General features: G+C 63.9%; 19 protein-coding genes. 1 reads left to right on the top strand and 18 read right to left on the bottom strand.

Annotation, left to right across the window (positions count from 1 at the left end; genetic code table 11):
* Positions 1 to 23: 23 nt before the first annotated feature.
* The 17 genes from AB6Q56_RS17420 to AB6Q56_RS17340 form a co-directional block, all read right to left on the bottom strand.
* Positions 24 to 1,013, bottom strand: a complete 990-nt coding sequence (locus AB6Q56_RS17420) for a hypothetical protein (RefSeq protein WP_434514314.1) — start codon at positions 1,011 to 1,013, stop codon at positions 24 to 26.
* Positions 1,010 to 1,918 carry a hydroxymethylglutaryl-CoA lyase gene (locus AB6Q56_RS17415; RefSeq protein WP_434514313.1) on the bottom strand — a complete coding sequence of 303 codons (909 nt, stop codon included), beginning with the start codon at positions 1,916 to 1,918 and terminating at the stop codon, positions 1,010 to 1,012. Before AB6Q56_RS17415 ends, AB6Q56_RS17420 begins: the two co-directional genes overlap by 4 nt.
* Before the next feature lie 17 nt (positions 1,919 to 1,935).
* Positions 1,936 to 2,574 carry a hypothetical protein gene (locus AB6Q56_RS17410; protein WP_434514312.1) on the bottom strand — a complete coding sequence of 213 codons (639 nt, stop codon included), beginning with the start codon at positions 2,572 to 2,574 and terminating at the stop codon, positions 1,936 to 1,938.
* A 70-nt stretch (positions 2,575 to 2,644) separates the two neighbouring features.
* Positions 2,645 to 4,336 carry an AMP-binding protein gene (locus AB6Q56_RS17405; protein ID WP_434514311.1) on the bottom strand — a complete coding sequence of 564 codons (1,692 nt, stop codon included), beginning with the start codon at positions 4,334 to 4,336 and terminating at the stop codon, positions 2,645 to 2,647.
* A 77-nt stretch (positions 4,337 to 4,413) separates the two neighbouring features.
* Positions 4,414 to 6,414 carry an acetyl/propionyl/methylcrotonyl-CoA carboxylase subunit alpha gene (locus tag AB6Q56_RS17400; protein WP_434514310.1) on the bottom strand — a complete coding sequence of 667 codons (2,001 nt, stop codon included), beginning with the start codon at positions 6,412 to 6,414 and terminating at the stop codon, positions 4,414 to 4,416.
* Positions 6,415 to 6,419: 5 nt separating this feature from the next.
* Positions 6,420 to 7,205, bottom strand: coding sequence for an enoyl-CoA hydratase/isomerase family protein (locus tag AB6Q56_RS17395; RefSeq protein WP_434514309.1), 786 nt, complete (start codon positions 7,203 to 7,205; stop codon positions 6,420 to 6,422).
* A gap of 12 nt (positions 7,206 to 7,217) precedes the next feature.
* The gene (locus tag AB6Q56_RS17390; RefSeq protein ID WP_434514308.1) at positions 7,218 to 7,841 is read right to left on the bottom strand and encodes an FMN-binding negative transcriptional regulator; all 624 of its coding nucleotides are present in this window, start codon (positions 7,839 to 7,841) and stop codon (positions 7,218 to 7,220) included.
* A 4-nt stretch (positions 7,842 to 7,845) separates the two neighbouring features.
* The gene (locus AB6Q56_RS17385) at positions 7,846 to 9,453 is read right to left on the bottom strand and encodes a carboxyl transferase domain-containing protein (protein ID WP_434514307.1); all 1,608 of its coding nucleotides are present in this window, start codon (positions 9,451 to 9,453) and stop codon (positions 7,846 to 7,848) included.
* A 57-nt stretch (positions 9,454 to 9,510) separates the two neighbouring features.
* Positions 9,511 to 10,110, bottom strand: coding sequence for a TIGR00730 family Rossman fold protein (locus AB6Q56_RS17380; RefSeq protein ID WP_434514306.1), 600 nt, complete (start codon positions 10,108 to 10,110; stop codon positions 9,511 to 9,513).
* A 7-nt stretch (positions 10,111 to 10,117) separates the two neighbouring features.
* On the bottom strand, positions 10,118 to 10,735 hold the full coding sequence (locus AB6Q56_RS17375; RefSeq protein WP_434514305.1) for a 2-hydroxychromene-2-carboxylate isomerase: 618 nt from the start codon (positions 10,733 to 10,735) through the stop codon (positions 10,118 to 10,120).
* Positions 10,736 to 10,778: 43 nt separating this feature from the next.
* On the bottom strand, positions 10,779 to 11,291 hold the full coding sequence (locus AB6Q56_RS17370; RefSeq protein WP_434514304.1) for a GNAT family N-acetyltransferase: 513 nt from the start codon (positions 11,289 to 11,291) through the stop codon (positions 10,779 to 10,781).
* A gap of 10 nt (positions 11,292 to 11,301) precedes the next feature.
* On the bottom strand, positions 11,302 to 12,438 hold the full coding sequence (locus AB6Q56_RS17365; RefSeq protein ID WP_434514303.1) for an acyl-CoA dehydrogenase: 1,137 nt from the start codon (positions 12,436 to 12,438) through the stop codon (positions 11,302 to 11,304).
* The gene (locus tag AB6Q56_RS17360) at positions 12,435 to 13,340 is read right to left on the bottom strand and encodes a DMT family transporter (protein ID WP_434514302.1); all 906 of its coding nucleotides are present in this window, start codon (positions 13,338 to 13,340) and stop codon (positions 12,435 to 12,437) included. The genes AB6Q56_RS17365 and AB6Q56_RS17360 overlap by 4 nt, the downstream gene beginning before the upstream one ends.
* Complete coding sequence (locus tag AB6Q56_RS17355; RefSeq protein WP_434514301.1) at positions 13,341 to 14,531, bottom strand: acetyl-CoA C-acyltransferase; 1,191 nt, start codon at positions 14,529 to 14,531, stop codon at positions 13,341 to 13,343.
* 38 nt (positions 14,532 to 14,569) lie between these two features.
* Positions 14,570 to 15,718, bottom strand: coding sequence for a carbonate dehydratase (gene can / locus AB6Q56_RS17350; protein ID WP_434514300.1), 1,149 nt, complete (start codon positions 15,716 to 15,718; stop codon positions 14,570 to 14,572).
* A gap of 107 nt (positions 15,719 to 15,825) precedes the next feature.
* On the bottom strand, positions 15,826 to 16,998 hold the full coding sequence (locus tag AB6Q56_RS17345; protein WP_434514299.1) for an isovaleryl-CoA dehydrogenase: 1,173 nt from the start codon (positions 16,996 to 16,998) through the stop codon (positions 15,826 to 15,828).
* 32 nt (positions 16,999 to 17,030) lie between these two features.
* The gene (locus AB6Q56_RS17340; protein ID WP_434514298.1) at positions 17,031 to 17,477 is read right to left on the bottom strand and encodes a PaaI family thioesterase; all 447 of its coding nucleotides are present in this window, start codon (positions 17,475 to 17,477) and stop codon (positions 17,031 to 17,033) included.
* Between the two features lie 267 nt (positions 17,478 to 17,744).
* Here AB6Q56_RS17340 and AB6Q56_RS17335 point away from each other — a divergent pair, with 267 nt between their 5' ends.
* The gene (locus AB6Q56_RS17335) at positions 17,745 to 18,935 is read left to right on the top strand and encodes a hypothetical protein (RefSeq protein ID WP_434514297.1); all 1,191 of its coding nucleotides are present in this window, start codon (positions 17,745 to 17,747) and stop codon (positions 18,933 to 18,935) included.
* On the opposite strand, the gene AB6Q56_RS17330 is transcribed toward AB6Q56_RS17335, so the two are convergent.
* Positions 18,932 to 20,058 (bottom strand): IS3 family transposase gene (locus AB6Q56_RS17330; protein WP_374755713.1). Its coding sequence is split into 2 segments (ribosomal slippage): positions 18,932 to 19,800 and positions 19,800 to 20,058, totalling 1,128 coding nucleotides; the frame shifts between segments, so codons are not numbered across the junction. The genes AB6Q56_RS17335 and AB6Q56_RS17330 overlap by 4 nt on opposite strands.
* Positions 20,059 to 20,176 lie beyond the last annotated feature (118 nt).

Genomic DNA, 20,176 nt, shown 5'->3' with positions numbered 1-20,176 from the left:
GCAGTCGATGGGGGCTTCCGCACTCAGATGAGCATGAAGCGGTGTTCCTGGTCGCGGACCATCTCGACGGCTTCGAGCGCCTCGTCGCGACTGATCCGGGCCAGCATGGCGAGATGTAGACGACGGTCGCGGGCGGTCAGTTCCGGGAAGTTCAAGGTGTGGACGCTGATGTCGTCGGTCGCCGCATCGCGGACGATGCCCAGGCGGTCGACGGTGATCGTCACCGGCGTCAGGTGCAGGGCCGGCTCGGGCGCCTGCAGGTAATCGGCCAGGGCGGCAATCAGGTGGTCCGGCATCAGGGCCTCGTTGTTCTCGCGCAGCCGGGCATCGAGTTCTGCCAGGTGGCGCGTGTGCACCTGGTATTCGCGGCCGCCGCTGCTGCCGCGCAGCACCGTCAGGTGGGCGCGTTCGACCGAGGCGTCGGTGCGTAGACCTTCCCGCTCTTGGCGCAAGGCTTCGAGATGCGAATGAAAGGTGTGCAACAGGCTTTCGAAGGCCTTGCAGCGCAGGCCGTGCAGGGTGGTTTCGAGCTGGCAGCTCGGTTCGATCAGCGTCTGGCCGGAAAAATAGAGGACCAGTTGCGGCACGTCGTTGCGGATGACGTCCCCCTGCTGCTCCATCCCCAGTTGCTTCTTCTGCTGGCGGCGCGCCGCGAACATGGCGTAGAAGTGGTCGCTTTCCCAACTGCACGGTTCGGCCAGGAAGTCGCGCACTGCCTGGCTGCGGCCGAGCATTTGGTCGATGTCGTCGGCCGTGGCGAACAGCGAATGAACCAGCGGATCGTTGGCGAAGGCGTGGCGGTTGATGTCCAGCGGCCCCGGCAGGGCGGCGACCAATCTGTCACAGTAACCGAGGGCGTGTCCAACCGGGCCGCTCAAGCGCCTCTCGAAACCAGGGGCATGGCAAAGCAGCGGATCGACCGTGTCGGTGATCCGCGTCAGCGCCTGCTCGACGCTCTTGTCCAGCGGCGGTGCAGGCTTGAGAAAATCGGCGATGGCGGAAAGAAGGCTCACTCAGGTGTGCTGGCGCAAATGGCCCGGCCGGCCTTGGCGCCGTTCGGGCGGTTGATGGCGGTGGAAATCCAGTCGCCGATACGTGCCAGTTTAGCCAGATCGATGCCGGTTTCAATGCCCAGGCCGTCGAGCAGGTAGACCACGTCCTCGGTTGCCACGTTGCCGGAGGCGCCCTTGGCGTAGGGGCAGCCTCCGAGGCCGGCGACCGAGGCGTCGAAGACCGCCATGCCAGCCTGCAGCGAGGCGTGGATGTTGGCGATGGCCATGCCGTAGGTGTCGTGGTAGTGGCCGGCCAGCCGGTCGATTGGCACGAGCTTGGCGCAGGCTTCGATCATGCGGTGCACCGAGGCCGGGTTGCCGACGCCTGTGGTGTCGCCGAGCGACACCTCGTAGCAGCCCATGTCGAACAGTGTTTTCGCCACGCTGGCCACCTGTTCCGGAGCGATGGCGCCCTCGTAGGGGCAGCCGACGACGCAGGAAACATAGCCGCGGACCGGGATTTCCAGCGCCGAGGCGGCGGAAACGACCGGTTCGAAGCGCTTCAGGCTCTCGGCGATGCTGCAATTGATGTTTTTACGCGAAAAACTCTCCGATGCAGCGCCAAAAATGGCGACTTCGTTGGCGCCAGCCTGTACCGCGCCGTCAAATCCCTGCAAATTGGGGGTCAGGGCCGTGTAAATCGTTTGCGGATGGCGCTTGATGCCTTGCAGTACGGCCGTGTTGTCGCCCATTTGCGGCACCCACTTGGGCGACACGAAGGAGGTGGCTTCGATGACACGCACGCCGGCATAGGCCAGGCGTTCGATCAGCTCGATCTTGATCTCGGTCGGAACGACCTGCTTTTCATTCTGCAGCCCGTCGCGCGGGCCGACTTCGACGATTTTGACGCGGGAGGGTAGGGTCATGGTGTGGACAGTCCGGTTCAGCGGGAGGCGGATGCGCCGATTGCGACAATCAGCAGCAGGGGAACGGCGACGAGGATGAGAACGCCATCCGCCGCCAGGGTGATGGGGGTGAGCAGCAGCTTGCCGGCCGTCGACGCAGCCTTGGAGCCGGCCGATTTTTCGGCGGAGACATTCACGGTATAGGGCTTGCGCAGCTTTTGCGTCGGGCTGGTCGCCTGCACGCCGTTGGCTGCGTAACGGGTGCCCGTGAGGGTGCCATTGGCATTGAGATCGCCCGATGGCAAAGCCCTGAAACCGGCGGCCAGCGCCTTTTCCTTTTGCTCGGCCGTGGCCGATTTGCCGATACGCAGGAAATAGCTGCCGGAAATACGCTGTTCGGCATCGACCACGAAGGTATGGAAGCTGACATCGACGATGTCGCGCAGTTCCGAGAGCAGAATGGCCTTGATGGCTTCCGGTGCCTCGAAAAGATAATGGAAGTCCTTGCCAATCACGGCCAGCGTTTTGCCGTCGGCGGAAACGAGTACCGAATCGACCGTTTCGCTGTAGGTCTCGCGGTCGCCCCCCGACATCACGGCCGCGGTGACACAACCCAAGGACATCGGGATGGCGGCCGCGCCGCCGAGGAGGATCAGGGCCCTGCGTGTGGTATTCATGGTCGCGTGAACAATCCGTAATAGATGGACGTCATTCTATGCCTCGGCCATGACTGCGGGTGAGTTGACCTCAGGCATGCCGGGCTTCCTCGAGCTTGAGTTCGTCCTTCATGGCCTGGCGGATCATGAACTTCTGGATCTTGCCGGTGATGGTCATCGGGAAGCTTTCAACGAAGCGCAGGTAGCGCGGCACCTTGTAGTGGGCGATCTGGCCCTGGCAGAAGTCGCGGATTTCCTGTTCGCTGCAGCTCTGTCCTGCCTTGAGGATGATCCAGGCGCAGAGCTCTTCGCCGTACTTGGGGTCGGGCACGCCAACGACCTGCACGTCCTGGATTTTCGGGTGGCGGTAGAGGAATTCCTCGATTTCGCGCGGGTAGATGTTCTCGCCGCCACGGATCACCATGTCCTTGAGGCGGCCGACGATGTTGCAGTAGCCCGCGTCGTCGATCACGGCCAGGTCGCCGGTGTGCATCCAGCCGGCGCGGTCGATGGCTTCGGCGGTCTTCGCTTCATCGCCCCAGTAGCCGAGCATCACCGAATAGCCCCGGGTCAGCAGTTCGCCGGGCTGGCCGCGCGGCACGATGCGGCCGTCGGTATCGACGATCTTGACCTCGACGTGCGGCTGGACGCGGCCGACGGTGGAGACGCGACGGTCGAGCGGGTCATCGGTGGAACTCTGGAAGGACACCGGCGAGGTCTCGGTCATGCCGTAGGCGATGGTCACCTGTTCCATGTGCATTTCGCTGATCACCCGCTTCATCACCTCGATCGGGCACGGACTGCCGGCCATGATGCCGGTGCGCAGCGCGGATAGGTCGAAGGACTTGAAGTCGGGATGGTCGAGCGCGGCGATGAACATGGTCGGTACGCCATGCAGCGCCGTGCATTTTTCCTCGGAGACCGCCTGCAAGGTACTCAGCGGGTCGAAGCCTTCGGCCGGGATGACCATCGTCGCGCCGTGGGTCACGGCAGCCAGGTTGCCGAGCACCATACCGAAGCAATGGTAGAAGGGGACCGGGATGCACAGGCGGTCGTCCGGCGTCAGGCGCATGGCCTCGCCGACGAAGAAACCGTTGTTGAGCACGTTGTGGTGGGTCAGCGTCGCCCCTTTCGGCGCGCCGGTCGTGCCCGAGGTGAACTGGATATTGATGGCGTCGTCGAACTGCAGCTGCAGGCCGATATCGGCCAGTTCATTGAGTTCGGCACGGCTGGCCGGGTGGGTCAGTTCGCCGAAATTGAGCATGCCTGGGGTTTTTTCGTCGCCCAGGCGGATGACCCATTGCAGTTCCGGCAGGCGCTGGCTCTTTAATTGTCCCGGCTGGCTGCCCGCCAATTCCGGCGCCAGATCCTGCACCATGGCAAGGTAGTCGCTGCTCTTGAAGCTGGACGCCAGGATCAGTGCCTTGCAGCCGACCTTGTTCAGCGCGTATTCCAGTTCGGAGCGCCGGTAGGCCGGATTGATATTCACCTGGATCAGCCCTGCCTTGGCTGTGGCGAACTGGGTGAGTACCCACTCGACGTTGTTCTGCGACCAGATGCCGATGCGGTCACCGGGGTGCAGCCCGAGCCGGCGCAGACCGCAGGCCAGGTTGTCGACGGCTTCCTGCAACTGGCCGTAGGTCAGGCGCTGGTTCTGGTGGCGGACGACGAGCGCTGTTCGCTCGCTGAAACGCCGGCAGATGGCATCGAAATGATCGCCGATGGTTTCGCCGATCAACGGTTTTTCGCTCGCCCCGTGGACGTAGCTGGTCTGTTCTTGCATGGATGTCTCCTCCAACTCTCTTCCGGAGTCGTGTGGTTGCAGCAATGAAAACCCCCGGCGCCTGCCGGGGGCGGGGATCAGTTCGCCGTTTCGAATTCGACCAGCGGCGCACCGTCGCTGACCTGCTCGCCGGCGGCGTAGCAGAAGGCCTTGACGATGCCGGCGGCCGGCGCGGTGATGGTATGTTCCATCTTCATCGCTTCGAGGATGAGCAGTGGCGTGCCTTTCTCGACGGCCTGTCCGGGCTGGGCGAGCAGCGCGACGACCTTGCCGGGCATCGGCGCGGTCAGGCCACCGCCGTGGCTGTCGCCGGCATCGACGCGGTGCAGCGGATCGTCGCGTAGCAGGGTGTAGGTGCTGCCCTGCAGGAAGATGCTGCGCTTGTCGTCTACAGCCACCACGGAAGCGATCAGCCGGCGGTCGTCGAGCTCGACGGCGAAACGGTCGCCTTCCAGTTTCTTGCCGCGCGCCAGGGTGCTCTGGCCGGCCAGCGTGATCTGCCACTGGTCGCCCTGGTAGCGGACATGGGCGTCGACCAGTGCCTCGCCATCACGGAAGCTGATGGTGCGTGCCGACGACAGGTTCATCCGCCAGCCATCGCGGGCGTGCCACGGCGACCAGGGATCGCCGCTGTTTTTGGCGGCCAGCTTGGCTTCATGCTGTTCCCAGAGCAGTTCGCCGACGGTGGCAACGAGCAGCGCATCGCGCGGCATGGCCTGAGCTTCGGGGAAGAGGAATTCCTTCTGGCGTTCGATCAGGCCGGTGTCGAGGTCGGCGCCGGCGAAGGCCGGGCAGGCGACGAGGCGCGACAGGAAATCGATGTTGGTGGTCAGGCCGGCCACCTGATAGTCGGCCAGCGCCTTGCGCATGCGGGCCAGGGCGCCGTCGCGCGTCTCGTCCCAGACGATCAGCTTGGCGATCATCGGGTCGTAGAAGGGGGTGATCTCGTCGCCCTCCTCGACGCCGGTGTCGACGCGCACGTTGATCGACTCGGCCGGCGGGGCGAGGCGGATCAGCTTGCCGGTGGCCGGCAGGAAGCCCTTGTTGGCGTCCTCGGCATAGATGCGGGCTTCTAGGGCATGGCCGCGGATGGCCAGTTGTTCCTGCCTGAGCGGCAGCGGCTGGCCGGCGGCGACGCGCAGTTGCCATTCGACCAGATCCTGCCCGGTGATCATTTCGGTGACCGGGTGCTCGACCTGCAGGCGGGTGTTCATCTCCATGAAGTAGAAAGTCCCGTCCTGCATGGCGATGAACTCGACCGTGCCGGCGCCGACATAACCGACCGCCTTGGCGGCGGCGACGGCGGCTTCGCCCATCTGGCGGCGGCGTTCTTCCGGCATGCCGGGGGCGGGCGCCTCTTCCAGCACCTTCTGGTGACGGCGCTGCACCGAACAGTCGCGCTCGAACAGGTAGACGCAATTGCCGAGCATGTCGGCGAAGACCTGGATTTCGATGTGGCGCGGCTTGGTGATGTACTTCTCGATCAGCACATGGTCGTCGCCGAAGCTGGAGATGGCTTCACGCTTGCAGGAAGCCAGCGCATCCGGGAAGTCGGCCGATTGCTCGACCAGGCGCATGCCCTTGCCGCCACCGCCGGCGGCGGCCTTGATCAGCACCGGGTAGCCGATGCCGTCGGCTTCCTTGTGCAGCAGTTCCGGCGTCTGGTCGTCGCCGTGGTAGCCCGGGGTCAGCGGCACGGCGGCGGCGCCCATCAGCTTCTTGGCTTCCGACTTGGAGCCCATGGCGCGGATCGCGGAAGCCGGCGGGCCGATGAAGGTGATGCCGTTGGCGGCCAGCGCCTCGGCGAAGTCCTCGTTCTCGGACAGGAAACCGTAGCCCGGATGCACGGCCTGGGCGCCGGTGCGCTTGCAGGCATCGATGATCTTGTCGGCGACGAGGTAGGACTCACGGGCGGCGGCCGGGCCGAGCAGCACGGCCTCGTCGGCGAGGCGGACATGGCGAGCGTTGGCGTCGGCCTCGGAATAGACGGCGACGGTGCGGATGCCCATGCGGCGGGCGGTCTTGATGACGCGGCAGGCTATTTCTCCGCGGTTGGCAATCAGAATCTTGGTAAACATGGCGATTACTCCCCCATCCAGTTGGGCTGGCGTTTGTCGAGGAAGGCGGAAATGCCTTCGCGCGCTTCCGGCGTGGCGCGCAGATGCGCGATGCGGTGCGCGGTGTCTTCGACGACGTGGTCGTTGATCGGCTGGTTATTGACCGCCCGGATCAACGCCTTGGCCGCTGCTTGGGCAGCGGGCCCGCCGATCTGGAGGGCGTCGACGATTTCCTGCACCTTGGCGTCGAGCTGTTCCGGTTCGACGGCTTCATGGACGAGGCCGATCTCGCGGGCACGGGCGGCATCGATGCGTTCGGCCGACTGGAAGTAGCGGTAGGCTTGGCGGGCGCCGATGGCGCGCAGCACATAGGGGGAAATGGCCGACGGGATGATGCCGAACTTGACCTCGGAGGTGGCGAAAACCGCCTTGGTCGAGGCCACGGCGATGTCGCAGGCCGAGGCCAGGCCCATGCCGCCGCCCAGCGCGGCGCCCTGGACGCGGGCGATGGTCGGTTTCTTCATCTCGGCAATGGTGCGCAGCATGTGGGCCAGTGCCCGTGCATCGTTGAGGTTCTCGTCGATGCCGTTGTTGGCGGCGCGGCGCATCCAGTTGAGGTCGGCCCCGGCCGAGAAGCTCTTGCCGCGGCCGGCGAGCACGACGGCGCGGATATCGGCGTCGTCGTCGAGCGCCATGAAGGCTGCGGTCAGTTCGGTGATCAGGGTTTCGTCAAAGGCGTTGTGCAGGTCGGGACGGTTCATCCAGACCGTGGCCACCGGCCCCTTCAGTTCAATTTCCAGCGTGGTAAACATGTCTCGCTCCAATTATTGTTGTCGGGCGCGGATCAATCCGGCCATTGCCGGGTTGCCGGCTTTCTCCAGCGCCGCGATCAGGCTGGCCCGGTTGTCCGCCGGCTGGTTCTGGCTGACCTTCCACTTGCCGACCAGGCGGGTGAGGGTGATTTCGATGCCGACAATGGCGCCGAGCATCTTCTCGATGTAGTCGGCGGGGGCATCGCTGACCGCCCACGGCTGCGGGAAGTCGGCTTCATGGACGGCGGTCAGCGCGGAAACCTGCTTGAGCACCCAGGCCGGGTCGTCGATCACGGTCAGTTGGCCATAGGCGTGGACGGCCGTGTAGTTCCAGGTTGGCACTACCTTGCCGTGCTCGGCCTTGGTGGCGTAGCCGGACGGGCTGATATAGCTCTCCTCGCCCTGGAAGACCACCAGCACTTCCCCTGCCACCTGGCCCGGCTTCCACAACGGGTTGGCGCGGGCGACGTGGCCCTGCAACTTGCCGCAGGGTTCCGCATCGCTCAGCAGCAAGGGGATGTGATTGGCGTTCAGGCCGTCCGGGCCGTGGCTGATCAGCGTGGCGAGCGGGTTGGCCCGCATCAGCGCATGCATCTCGGCAACGTCATCCTCGGCAAAGTGTTTGGGCAGGTACATGGCCTTACATCCGGAAGATGCCGAACTTGGTGTCTTCGGCCGGCGCGTTCATCGACGCCGATAGCCCGAGGCCCAGCACGCGGCGGGTATCGGCCGGGTCGATGATACCGTCGTCCCACAGGCGGGCCGAGGCGTAGTAGGGGTGGCCCTGCGTCTCGTACTGCTCGCGGATCGGCGCCTTGAAGGCGGCTTCTTCCTCGGCGCTCCAGGTCTTGCCGGCGGCTTCGAGGCCGTCGCGCTTGACCGTGGCCAGCACGCCAGCCGCTTGTTCGCCGCCCATCACCGAAATGCGGGCATTTGGCCACATCCACAGGAAGCGCGGCGAGTAGGCGCGGCCGCACATGCCGTAGTTGCCGGCGCCGAACGAGCCGCCGATGACGACGGTGAATTTCGGCACCTTGGCGGTGGCGACGGCGGTGACCATCTTGGCGCCGTCGCGGGCGATGCCGCCGTTTTCGTACTTGCGGCCGACCATGAAGCCGGTGATGTTCTGCAGGAAGACGAGCGGAATGCCGCGCTGGGCACACAGTTCGATGAAATGGGCGCCCTTCAGCGCGGATTCCGAGAACAGGATGCCGTTGTTGGCGACGATGCCGACCGGATAGCCCCAGATGCGGGCGAAGCCGCAGACCAGCGTGGTGCCGTAGCGGGCCTTGAACTCGTCAAAATCGGAGTCGTCGACGATGCGGGCGATGATTTCGCGCACATCGAAGGGCTTCTTCGAGTCGGTCGGGATGACCCCGTATAGCTCCTGCGTCGGATAACGCGGCTCGAGCGGCGGGGTCAGGGTGACCGGCGGCGCCTTCTTCCAGTTCAGGTCCTTGATGATGCGGCGGGCGATGGCCAGGGCGTGGGCATCGTTCTCGGCCAGATGGTCGACGACGCCGGAGATGCGGGTATGCACGTCGGCCCCACCGAGGTCTTCGGCCGACACCACTTCACCGGTGGCGGCCTTCACCAGTGGCGGGCCGCCGAGGAAGATGGTGCCCTGGTTCTTGACGATGATCGACTCGTCGCACATGGCCGGGACGTAGGCGCCGCCGGCGGTGCACGAGCCGAGCACGGCGGCGATCTGCGGGATGCCTTGCGCCGACAGGTTGGCCTGGTTGAAGAAGATGCGCCCGAAGTGCTCCTTGTCCGGGAAGACCTCGTCCTGCATGGGCAGGAAGGCGCCGCCGGAATCGACCAGATAGACGCAGGGCAGGCGGTTTTCCAGGGCGATTTCCTGGGCGCGCAGGTGCTTCTTGACCGTCATCGGGTAGTAGGTGCCACCCTTCACGGTGGCATCGTTGGCGACGATCATGCACTCGACGCCCTCGACGCGGCCGATGCCGGCAATGACCGAGGCCGCCGGCACATCGCCGCCGTACATGCCATAGGCGGCGAACTGGCCGATTTCAAGGAAGGGCGTGCCGGGGTCGAGCAGGCCGTTGACGCGCTCGCGGGGGAGCAGCTTGCCGCGCGCCAGGTGTTTCTGGCGGGCCGCTTCCGGGCCGCCGAGGGCGATCTTGTCGACCTTCTCGTGCAGGTCGGCAACAACCGCTTCCATGGCCGCCGCATTGGCCTGGAAATCGGCCGAACGCGGATTCAGTTGGGTTTTCAGGGTAGTCATGTCTCCTCGCTTTTTTCGCTTATGTGTCCTGAATCGAATGAATTGTGTTTTGCGGTGCTACAACTGCTTTTCCTCTTTCAGCCATTTGCTCACCGGCTCGGCGCGATAGGCGTCCATCTGCGCCAGAAGGCTTTCAATTTCCGTATCCGCCAGCGCCATCGCGCGGTTCTGTGGGCGCAGGAAGCCGTCGTCCACGGCGCGGTCGAACATGGCCAGCAGCGGGTCGTAGAAGCCATTCACATTGAGCAGCCCCATCGGTTTGACGTGAAAGCCCAACTGCCCCCAAGTGAGGATTTCGCAGAATTCCTCGAAGGTGCCGAAGCCACCGGGCAGGGCGACGAAGCCGTCGGACAACTCGGCCATGCGCGCCTTGCGGGTATGCATCGAATCAACCACCTCGATCCGCGTCAGCGCCCGGTGATCGACGTTGCGCCCGGCGACTTCCTTGCCCATCAAGGCTTCCGGGATAACGCCGATGACCGTGCCGCCGGCTTCCAGGCAGGCATCGGCGACGGCGCCCATCAAACCGATATTGCCGGCGCCGTAGACCAGTTCGACACCGCGTGCGGCGAGCAGGCGGCCGAGCTTCTCGGCCTCGGCCCGATAGAGCGGGTTGGTGCCGGCATTCGAACCGCAAAAGACGCAGAGTCGTTTCATGGCGCGCTTAGAATCCGCCGGTTTCCAGCCAGCGTTCGATCTGGGGCAGGCGGTCGGCGCCGAAGAAGGCCTCGCCGTCGATGATGACGTGCGGCGAGCCGAAGACGCCGGCGGCCAGTGCGGCATCGACCTCGTCCTTGAGGCGAGCCTTGACCTCGGGGGCTTGCAGCGCCGCGGCCAATTGCTGGCGATCGACGCCGAGGCCGGCAGCGATATCGAGCACCGTGTCGGGCGAGGAGATGTCCAGATCGTCTACGAAGAAAGCGCGATAGACGGCGCGGGCGAAGCGGCGGGCCAGCCCGCAATCCTGCCCGTGCAGCCAGTAGTAGGCGCGGGCGGCGTTCTGGGTCGGCAGCGGGAAGCGGCTCGGCGGGTTGTACGGAATCCCCATGAAGCGTGCCGAGCGGTGGAAGTCGTGCATCATGTACGTGCCCTTGCTCGACACGCCGTCGGCCGGCGGACGCGATCCGGTTGCCTGGAAGATGACGCCGAGCAGGATCGGATGCCAGCGCACCTTGCGGCCATATTTTGCGGCGACGGCGTCGATTTTCTCCGCCATCAGGTAGCCGTAGGGGCTGGAAAAATCGAACCAGAAATCGATCGGTGCCTTGTCGCTGTCGGTCATGTCTTGTCTCCTTGATTTGTCGTTTTCGAGCCGGTATGCGGTTTTATTCGGTGGCGGGAATATCGTTCAGCGTGCGGAACATCACGTAGGCATCGACGTAACCCTGGCTATCGTGCAGGAAAGCGCCGGGCAGCGTGCCGACGATGCGGAAGCCCAGGCTTAGCCAGAGGTCTACCGCCGGTCGATTGGTGCTGACGACGAAGTTGAACTGCATGGCGTGAAAGCCAAGGGCCCGCGCCTGGCGCAGGCAGTCCTCGCCCATCGCCCGACCGATACCCCGGCCGGCCCCCTCGGGGGCGACCATGAACGACGCGTTGGCGACATGCGCTCCGCGGTCGCGCTGGTTGGCGACGATTTTGTACATGCCGACGATCCGCCCTTCGACCTCCGCCACCCAGGTGTGAACGCCCGGCCCGAACCAATAGGCAAAGGCGTCTGCTTCCGGTGTGTCGGCTGCGAAGACATACGTCGTTCCCGTCGCTACCACGGCCTGGAAGATTGGCCAGAGGTCGCCGAAATCGGCTTCGACGGCGCGGCGGATCGTCGGTGGTGCCATGAATGAATGCTTACTCGGCGGCGATGCTGCGCCCGATCACCAGGCGCTGGATGTCGTTGGCGCCTTCGTAGATCTGGCTGATGCGCACGTCGCGGTAGATGCGCTCGACCGGGAAGTCGCTGGTGTAGCCGACGCCGCCGTGGATCTGGATGGCGTCGGAAGCGATCTTCTCGGCGGCTTCCGAGGCGAACATCTTGGCCATTGAGGCTTCCTTCAGGCAGGGCTTGCCGGCGTCCTTCAGCTGCGCGGCACGCCAGACCATCAGGCGGGCGGCATCGAGCAGGGTGTTCATGTCGGCCAGGCGGAAATTGACGGCCTGGTGCTCGATGATCGGCTGACCGAAGGTGACGCGCTCCTTGGCGTAACGGACGGCAGCCTCGAAGGCGGCGCGGGCCATGCCGATGCTCTGCGCGGCGATGCCGATACGGCCGGCTTCGAGGTTGGAGAGGGCGATCTTGTAGCCTTCGCCTTCCTTGCCGAGCAGCGCGGAAGCCGGCACGCGGCAGTTTTCGAAAATGATCTGCACGGTGTCGGAAGCGTGCTGGCCCATCTTGTCTTCGGTGCGGCCGACGATGAAGCCCGGCGTGCTGGTCGGCACCAGGAAGCAGGAGATGCCCTTCTTGCCGGCAGCCTTGTCGGTGACGGCGAAGACGATGGCCATGTGGGCGTGCTTGCCGGTGGTGATGAACTGCTTGACGCCGTTCAGCACGAAATGGTCGCCGTCGCGGTCGGCACGGGTGGTGATGGCGGCGGCGTCGGAGCCGGTGTGCGGCTCGGTCAGGCAGAAGCAGCCGAGCTTTTCACCGCGGGCAAGCGGCTTCAGCCATTCTTCCTTCTGCGCATCGGTGCCGTACTTCTGCGTGATGCCGCAGGCCAGCGAGTTCTGCACCGAGACGATGGTCGAGGTGGCGCCGTCACCGGCGGCGATTTCTTCCAGCGTCAGCACCAGCGACATGTAATCCATGCCGGCGCCGTCCCATTCCTCGGGGACGCACATGCCCATGGCGCCCAGTTCGCCCAGTTCCTTGAGGGCTTCGGCCGGGAAGGTGTGGTTCTTGTCCCATTCGGCGGCGAAGGGGGCGAGGCGCTCCTGCGCGAAAGCGCGCATCGAGTCGCGGATCATTTCCTGTTCTTGTGTGAGGATCATGCTGTTCTCTCCGAAATATGTGTAGTCAGCCAGACGCCGACGATGACCAGCAGGCCACCGGCGAGGACGGGCATGGCCAGGTGTTCGCCGAGCAGGACGACGGCCTGCAGCACGGCAAACACCGGCACGAGATTGACGAAGGCCGACGCTTTGGCGGCCCCCAGTTGCTTGACGCCATCGGCAAACCAGGTGAAGCCGAGGGCGGTACCGCCGATGGCCAGAAACACCACGCTGGCCCAGACGGCGGCAGACCAGTCGGCCGGATGACTCGCGCCCTGCACGAGCGAGGTCAGGCCAAGCAGGGCGGCGCCGATCAGGCTGGCCCACAGCGTTGAAGCAAGTGGGCTCAGCGTGCGCGTGGCATGGCGGCCAATGAAGGTGTACACCGTCCAGCACAGGACGCAGCCGACAATCAGCCATTCGCCGATGCCCACTGCACCGTGCAGCAGGGCGAACGGATCGCCGTTGCCGATCACGGTCAGGCAGCCGGCGAGGGCGAGGCCGATGCCGGTCCACTTGATGCCGTTCATGCGTTCCTGGCCGAGAAACCAGGCAGCCAGAGCGGCCACCACCGGATTCAGGGCCACCACCAGCGCGCCGCGCCCGGCCGGAATGTGCTTCAGTCCGTAGAAGAAGCACAGGGCGTAAATGAAAATGCCGGTCATGGCCAGGCCGGTCACCGAGCCCCATTCCCGGCTCGTCGTCGGCCGCGGCAGGCGGCCTTCCGTGAGCAGGGCAACACCGCCCAGCGCCAGTCCGGCGAGCAGGAACCGCACGGCCGCGGCGGACAGCGGCGTAGGGAGCTCCTGCGCCACGATCCGGCCCGCAATCCAGGTTCCGCCCCACATGAACATGGCACCGATCAGCTTCAGATAGGTCAGGGTGACAGCCTGTTGCGGCACTTAGAGCATCTCGACCGCCATGGCCGTGGCTTCGCCGCCGCCGATGCACAGCGAGGCGATGCCGCGCTTGCCACCGCGGGCCTTGAGTGCACCGAGCAGGGTGACCAGGATACGGGCGCCGGAAGCGCCGATCGGGTGGCCCAGCGCACAGGCGCCGCCATTGACGTTGACCTTGGCCGGGTCAAGCTTCATGTCGTGGATGCCGGCCATGGTCACGACGGCGAAGGCTTCGTTGATTTCCCACAGGTCGACATCGTTCACCGTCCAGCCAGCCTTGGCCAGCATCTTCTGCATGGCGCCGACCGGGGCGGTCGGGAACAGGGCCGGGGTGTTGGCATTGGTGGTGTGGCCGACGATCTTGGCGATCGGCTTGAGACCCAGTTCGGCGGCCTTGGAGGCGCGCATCAGGACCAGCGCGGCGGCGCCGTCGGAGATCGACGACGAGTTGGCAGCGGTGACCGTGCCGTCCTTCTTGAAGGCCGGCTTCAGGGTCGGGATCTTGTCTACGTTGACGGCGAACGGGCCTTCGTCCTTGTCGACGACAACGTCGCCCTTGCGACCGGCGACGGTGACCGGGGTAATTTCCCAGGCAAAGGCGCCGTTGTTGGAGGCCTCGATGGCGCGGGTCGTCGAGCGGATGGCGTAGGCATCCTGGTCTTCACGGGTGAAACCGTAGCTGCCGGCGCAGTCTTCGGCGAAGGTGCCCATCAGGCGGCCCTTGGTTTCCTTGCTGTACGAATCTTCCAGGCCGTCGAAGAACATGTGGTCGAGCATCTGGCCGTGGCCGAGGCGGTAGCCGCCGCGCGCCTTGGGCAGCATGTACGGGGCGTTGGTCATCGATTCCATGCCGCCGACGACGGTGATCGCCGACGAGCCGGCGAGGATGCCGTCGTGGCCGACCATGGTCGCCTTCATGCCGGAGCCGCAGACCTTGCTGACCATGGCGCAACCGGCAGACAGCGGCAGGCCGGCGAGCAGGGAAGCCTGGCGGACCGGCGCCTGGCCGAGACCGGCCGGCAGCACGCAGCCCATCAGCACTTCCTCGACCAGTGCGGCATCGATGCCGGCGCGCTCGACGGCGGCCTTGATGGCGGCGGCGCCGAGCTGCGGTGCGGTCAGGCCCGCGAAAGCACCCTGGAAGGTACCCATCGGGGTACGGGCGGCGGAAACGATAACGATCGGGTCATTCATGCTGATCTCTCCTTGACGGTTTTTATGAATAAATCGGTTCAGGCCTCGAGGGCTTTCAATGCGGCGTCGTAGCGCACGGGCAGGTCGGCCGGGCAGTCGACGGTGATGCCGAGGTCGTGCATCAGGCCGTCCTGCAGGCCGTAGATCCAGCCGTGGATGGTCAGGTCCTGGCCGCGTGCCCAGGCGTCCTTGACGACCGGGGTATTGACCAGGCTGACCACTTGCTCCAGCACGTTCAGCTCGCACAGGCGGGCATGGCGTTGCTCCACCGGCAGGCTGTCAACCTGCGCCAGGTGCTTGTTATGGACTTGCTGCACGTTATCCAGCCAAAAATCGACAATGCCGACACGCGTCTTGTTCAGCGCGGCGAGCACGCCGCCGCAGCCATAATGGCCGACGACGGTGATGTGCTTGACCTTGAGCACATCCACAGCGTACTGGATCACCGACAGGCAGTTGAGGTCGGTGTGCAGCACGAGGTTGGCGACGTTGCGATGGACGAAGACTTCGCCCGGTAGCAGGCCGACGATTTCGTTGGCCGGCACGCGCGAATCGGAACAGCCGATCCACAGTAGCTCCGGTGTCTGGATCTTGGCCAGCCGGTTGAAGTAATCGGCATCGACTTCCTGCATCTTGCGCGCCCAGGCGCGGTTGAAGTCGAAGAGGTGCGACAGGTTCTCGCTACGCACTTCCTCTTCCGACCAGTTTTCCAGGTCGAGGGTGAGGAACATCGTGCCTTCGACCGGCGTCTGGTAATAGGAGGGGGCCTCGGTGAAACCCAGTTCGCGGTACAGCTTCACCGCCATGCGCATGTTGGGCAGGGTGTCGAGCATCAGCTTCTTGTAGCCGATTTCCTTGGCCGCCTTGATCGCGGCCATGGCCAGTGCGGCACCGACACCGTGACCGCGTGCCTCCGGCGACACATAGAGGCGCTTCATTTCGCACAGCCCCTCGCTCTCGGGCAGGGGGCGGACGCCGACACAGCCGGCCGGATGCCCATCGACCTCGGCAAAGAACAGCCGGCCCTGCGGTGCCGAATAGGCGCCCGGCAAGGATGCCATTTCCTGGTCGAAGTTCTGGAAGCACAGGTCAACGCCCAGCCATGCCGCGTAATTGCGGAAGTACTGACGAACCTGTTCAAGGGCTTCGGTATCGTCGGCAGTGAGTGTGCGGATAGTGATGGTCATTGAGCGGGGCTCCTGGTAGTCGCAGCAGCGGGTAGGCTGCTGCGGGTTGGAAGGGTCCATGCGTTTGGCGCGAACCCTTCATTCTACCTGTGCCGGTAATTATGGATTCAGCGTGTCTCCGCCATCAGTTCGCGACCGATCAGCATGCGGCGAATCTCGCTGGTGCCAGCCCCAATTTCGTAGAGTTTCGCATCGCGCCACAGGCGGCCGGTGGCGTATTCGTTGGTGTAGCCGACGCCGCCCAGGGTCTGAATCGCCTCGCCGGCCATCCAGGTCGCCTTCTCGGCCGAGTACAGAATGGCGCCGGCCGCATCCTTGCGCAGGGTGCGGGCATGGTCGGCGTTGTCGCAGGCGCGGCCCAGTGCATAGACATAGGCGCGGTTGGCCATCCACGTCGAATACATGTCGGCGACCTTGCCCTGCATCAGCTGGAATTCGCCGATCGACTGGCCGAACTGCTTGCGCTCGTGCAGGTAGGGTACGACGATGTCCATGCACGCTGCCATGATGCCGAGCGGGCCGCCACAGAGTACGGCGCGCTCGTAGTCGAGGCCGGACATCAGCACCTTGGTGCCGTTGCCGACGCCGCCGAGGACGTTTTCTTCCGGCACTTCGCAATCGTCGAAGAATAGCGGGAAGGTGTTGGAGCCGCGCATGCCCAGTTTGTCGAGGTGGGTGCCGTGGGTGAAGCCCTTCATGCCCTTCTCGACGATGAAAGCGGTCATACCCTTGGCGCCGGCGTCCGGGTCGGTCTTGGCGTAGACGACCAGCGTATCGGCATCGCCGCCGTTGGTGATCCACATCTTGGCGCCGTTCAGCACGTAGCGGTCGCCCTTCTTCTCGGCCTTGAGCTTCATCGACACGACGTCGGAACCGGCATTCGGCTCGGACATGGCCAGCGCGCCGACATGCTCGCCGGAGATCAGCTTGGGCAGGTATTTCTGTTTCTGGGCTTCCGTGCCGTTGCGGCGGATCTGGTTGACGCACAGGTTGGAGTGGGCGCCGTACGACAGGCCGACCGATGCCGAAGCGCGGGAGATTTCCTCCAGGGCGACGATGTGGGCCAGGTAGCCCATGTTGGTGCCACCGTACTCCTCGCCGGCGGTCATGCCGAGCAGGCCCATGTCGCCGAATTTCTTCCACAGGTCGGCCGGGAATTCGTTGATGCGGTCGATTTCGGCGGCGCGCGGCGCGATTTCGGCGTCGGCGAAGGCCTTCACCGCGTCGCGCAGCAGGTTGATGTCTTCGCCGAGGCCGAAGTCGAGGCTGGGAATGTTCATGGTTTTGTCTCCGTTATCAGATTTGTTGTGAACTACTTTTCGCTCTTGCCGTGCATGACCATGATGGTCTGCTGCATCAGTGCGCACAGCGTTTCCTTGCCGTCCTTGACGGCGAATACCTCGGCCTGCGTGACGACCAGCGTCCTGCCGGGGCGCACCACCTTGCCACGGGCAATCAGTTTCTCGCCGTCGGCCGGGGCGACCAGATTCATCTTGTATTCCACGGTCAGGACCGATGCCGAGGCTGCAACCAAGGTCATCGCCGCGTAACCGGCTGCCGAATCGGCAATCATGCCGACGACGCCGCCATGCACGAAACCATGCTGCTGCTCGACGCCTTCCCAGTGCGGCAGGTGGATTTCCGTGTACCCGGGCTCGACCACCGGCAGCGTGGCCCGGATCAGTTCCATGGCGTGCTGCTTGGCGAAGCTGACGCGGACGCGGTCGGCGAAAGCAGGGTCGTGGGCGTGCAAGCTCATGAAGGGGCTCGGAAATGGGCGTGTGGGGGTGATTGTATTGACGTTTACGTTAACGTCAACTGCTGAAGTGAAATTATGCACTTTGACAGTTTCGCGTCAGGATTTATGGAATAGACTGAGCACTGCGGCATCGCGCCGCCTTCAACCAACCGCTCACGAGGAGAATTCAAATGGCCAAGAAGAAAAAGAAAAAGTAATCGCTGTATCGTGTTCGACAAAAAAGCAGGCGCAAGTCTGCTTTTTTCATTTCCGCTTCAAAATCTGTTTATGTCTGCCCACTCATCATTCCAGCGCCGGGATTTCCTGCGCTTCCTGCTCGGCCCTTCGCTGGCGGCCATGCTGCTCCTGGTCATGCTGCAGGAATTGCTCGGGGCCGGGACGACCTGGCTGGTTATCCGGGTGGCTCGGGACATCACCGAGGCTCATGTGACGGCCGGCGATTTCGTCTGGATCGTCGTCACGCAAACCTTTTCCTACCTGGCCGGCGCAGCAAGCTGGATTTATGCCGAACGCACCGGTTTTACCGCGTTCGGCAAGTACCTGCTGCACTTTGCCCGCAGCAACCGTTTCCGGACGGCCTTGCTTGGCGATGCCCCGGCGCGGGAAAGCACCGAGCCTTTCTTGACCAACGAAGGCTTCCGGGTCTGCTTCGACTTGATGTACGACCTGCAGTTCTACCTGCGGCTCTTCTTCAACATCGTCTTCAATGCCGCCGTCCTTGGTATGGAAATCGACGGTGGGCTGCCGCTCGCCTACGTCCTCGCCTTCGCTTTGCTGGTCATCCTGCAATGGACCCTGCGCAAGCCGCTGGCCGCTGCCTACCTGCACAACCAGCGCATGACCAATCGCATGATGGCGCGCACCTATAACGCCTGGGACAACATCTTTTCAGGCAATCGCTACAACTTCCGGCTATGGCATGGCGATCTCCGCGACCGCTTGGGGGCGGCGTTGAACGCCCAGATTCGGGCCATTCTGGCGCGCGAGGGCTGGAGCGCGATCAGCGGCATCATCGCGCTGATCATTGTGTTGGCCGCCACCGCCTGGGTTGCTGTCCATGAGTCTGGGAACATCGCCTTGCTTGTCGCCCTGGCTGCAACCTTGCCGCGGCAGATCGAGATGACGCTGGACATGCATCAGCTGACTGCCGGCATGACCGACTTGCTGGCTATCTGGACGCGCATCAAGGGAATTTGCGAACACATGCAACCAGCCGGCGAGGAGCGCATTGAAGAGCGCATCGATTTCGGCCGCCTTGTTCTCAAGACCGGAGATCGCGAAGAAAGATGCGGCAGCTTGGCCGAGACGCTCAGGGTGGTATTCGCCGAGCCGACCGGGCTCGTGTCTGTGCGTGGCGGCAACGGGGCTGGCAAGTCGACCCTGCTGGTCGCCCTGAGAGGTGGCCCCGCGCAGTTGGACAGAAATTTGGTTTTCTTAAGTGAGTTCTCTGCGGGTTAAGCCGCTGCGGCGAGCAGCGGCTGGTTGAAGTAAGCCGTATCCGGGGTTTGCCCGTCAAGCGTTGAGTGCGGGCGACGACGATTGTAAAAATCGAAGTAGCGGGCCAGCGCCTGTCGGACCTCGGAAACGGTGTCGTAGCCGTGCAGGTAAATCTCCTCGTACTTGACCGATTTCCAGAGGCGTTCGACGAATACGTTATCGCGCCAGCAGCCCTTGCCATCCATGCTGACCTGAATGCTGTGCTCCTGAAGCAAGCCAATGAAGGCCGAACTGGTGAATTGGCTGCCCTGGTCTGTGTTCATGATTTCCGGTCGGCCATACTTCATGATGGCCTCTTCCAGAGCATCGACGCAGGGATCAGCCGTCAGGCTGTTCGACAGGCGCCAACTCAGCACCCGACGGGTTGCCCAATCAAGCACCGCGCTCAGATAGACGAAGCCCCGGCGCATCGGGATGTAGGTCGTATCCATGGCCCAGACCTGATTCGGACGCTCGATGGCAAGGCCGCGCAGCAGGTAGGGATAGATGCGGTGTGCCTGGTTGCGCCGACTGGTGTTGGCCTTGCGGTAGATGGCCTGGATATCGAGCTTCTTCATCAGCGTACCGACATGTTTGCGACCGATTTCATGGCCTTCGAGCTTGAGCATATCGCGCAACATCCGCGCACCGGCAAAGGGATGCTCCAGGTGCAGTTCATCAATCCGCCGCATCAGCATCAAATCGATTTCGGATGTGGGCTGCGGCTGGTAATAGACAGAAGAACGCGAAAGCTCAAGTAACTGGACTTGCCTGACGACAGGCAGATCGTGGGCCTTGTCGATCATCGTTTTGCGCTCGCATCGCCGATGCGACCGAGCGCGACGGCCAAAAAATCAATCTCCAACGCCTGCTGGCCTATCTTTGCATGCAAATCCTTCAGGTCCGGCGTGGCCGCCTGCTTCTCGGCAGCCGTCGCAAAGACACCCGAGGCGTTCTCGAGCAATTGTGTCTTCCATTGCGTAATCTGATTCGGATGAACGTCAAACTTCTCTGCTAACGCAGCCAGCGTCTCATCGCCCTTGAGGGCGGCAATCGCCACTTTGGCCTTGAAGGCGGCTGTGTGGTTACGGCGGGGTCTTCTCATTGCTTCTGCTCCTAGGCAGGCGATTTCCATCGCCCATTGAAGCAGAGATTTCACTTAACTCGATGTCCGGATTCGCGGAACCACCTCTCTGAAGGCGTGCGTCGGGGGGCGAGCGTAT

The organism is Dechloromonas sp. ARDL1 (genome assembly GCF_051122455.1).
GTDB lineage: Bacteria > Pseudomonadota > Gammaproteobacteria > Burkholderiales > Rhodocyclaceae > Azonexus.
This window is presented reverse-complemented; position numbering and strand designations above follow the sequence as displayed.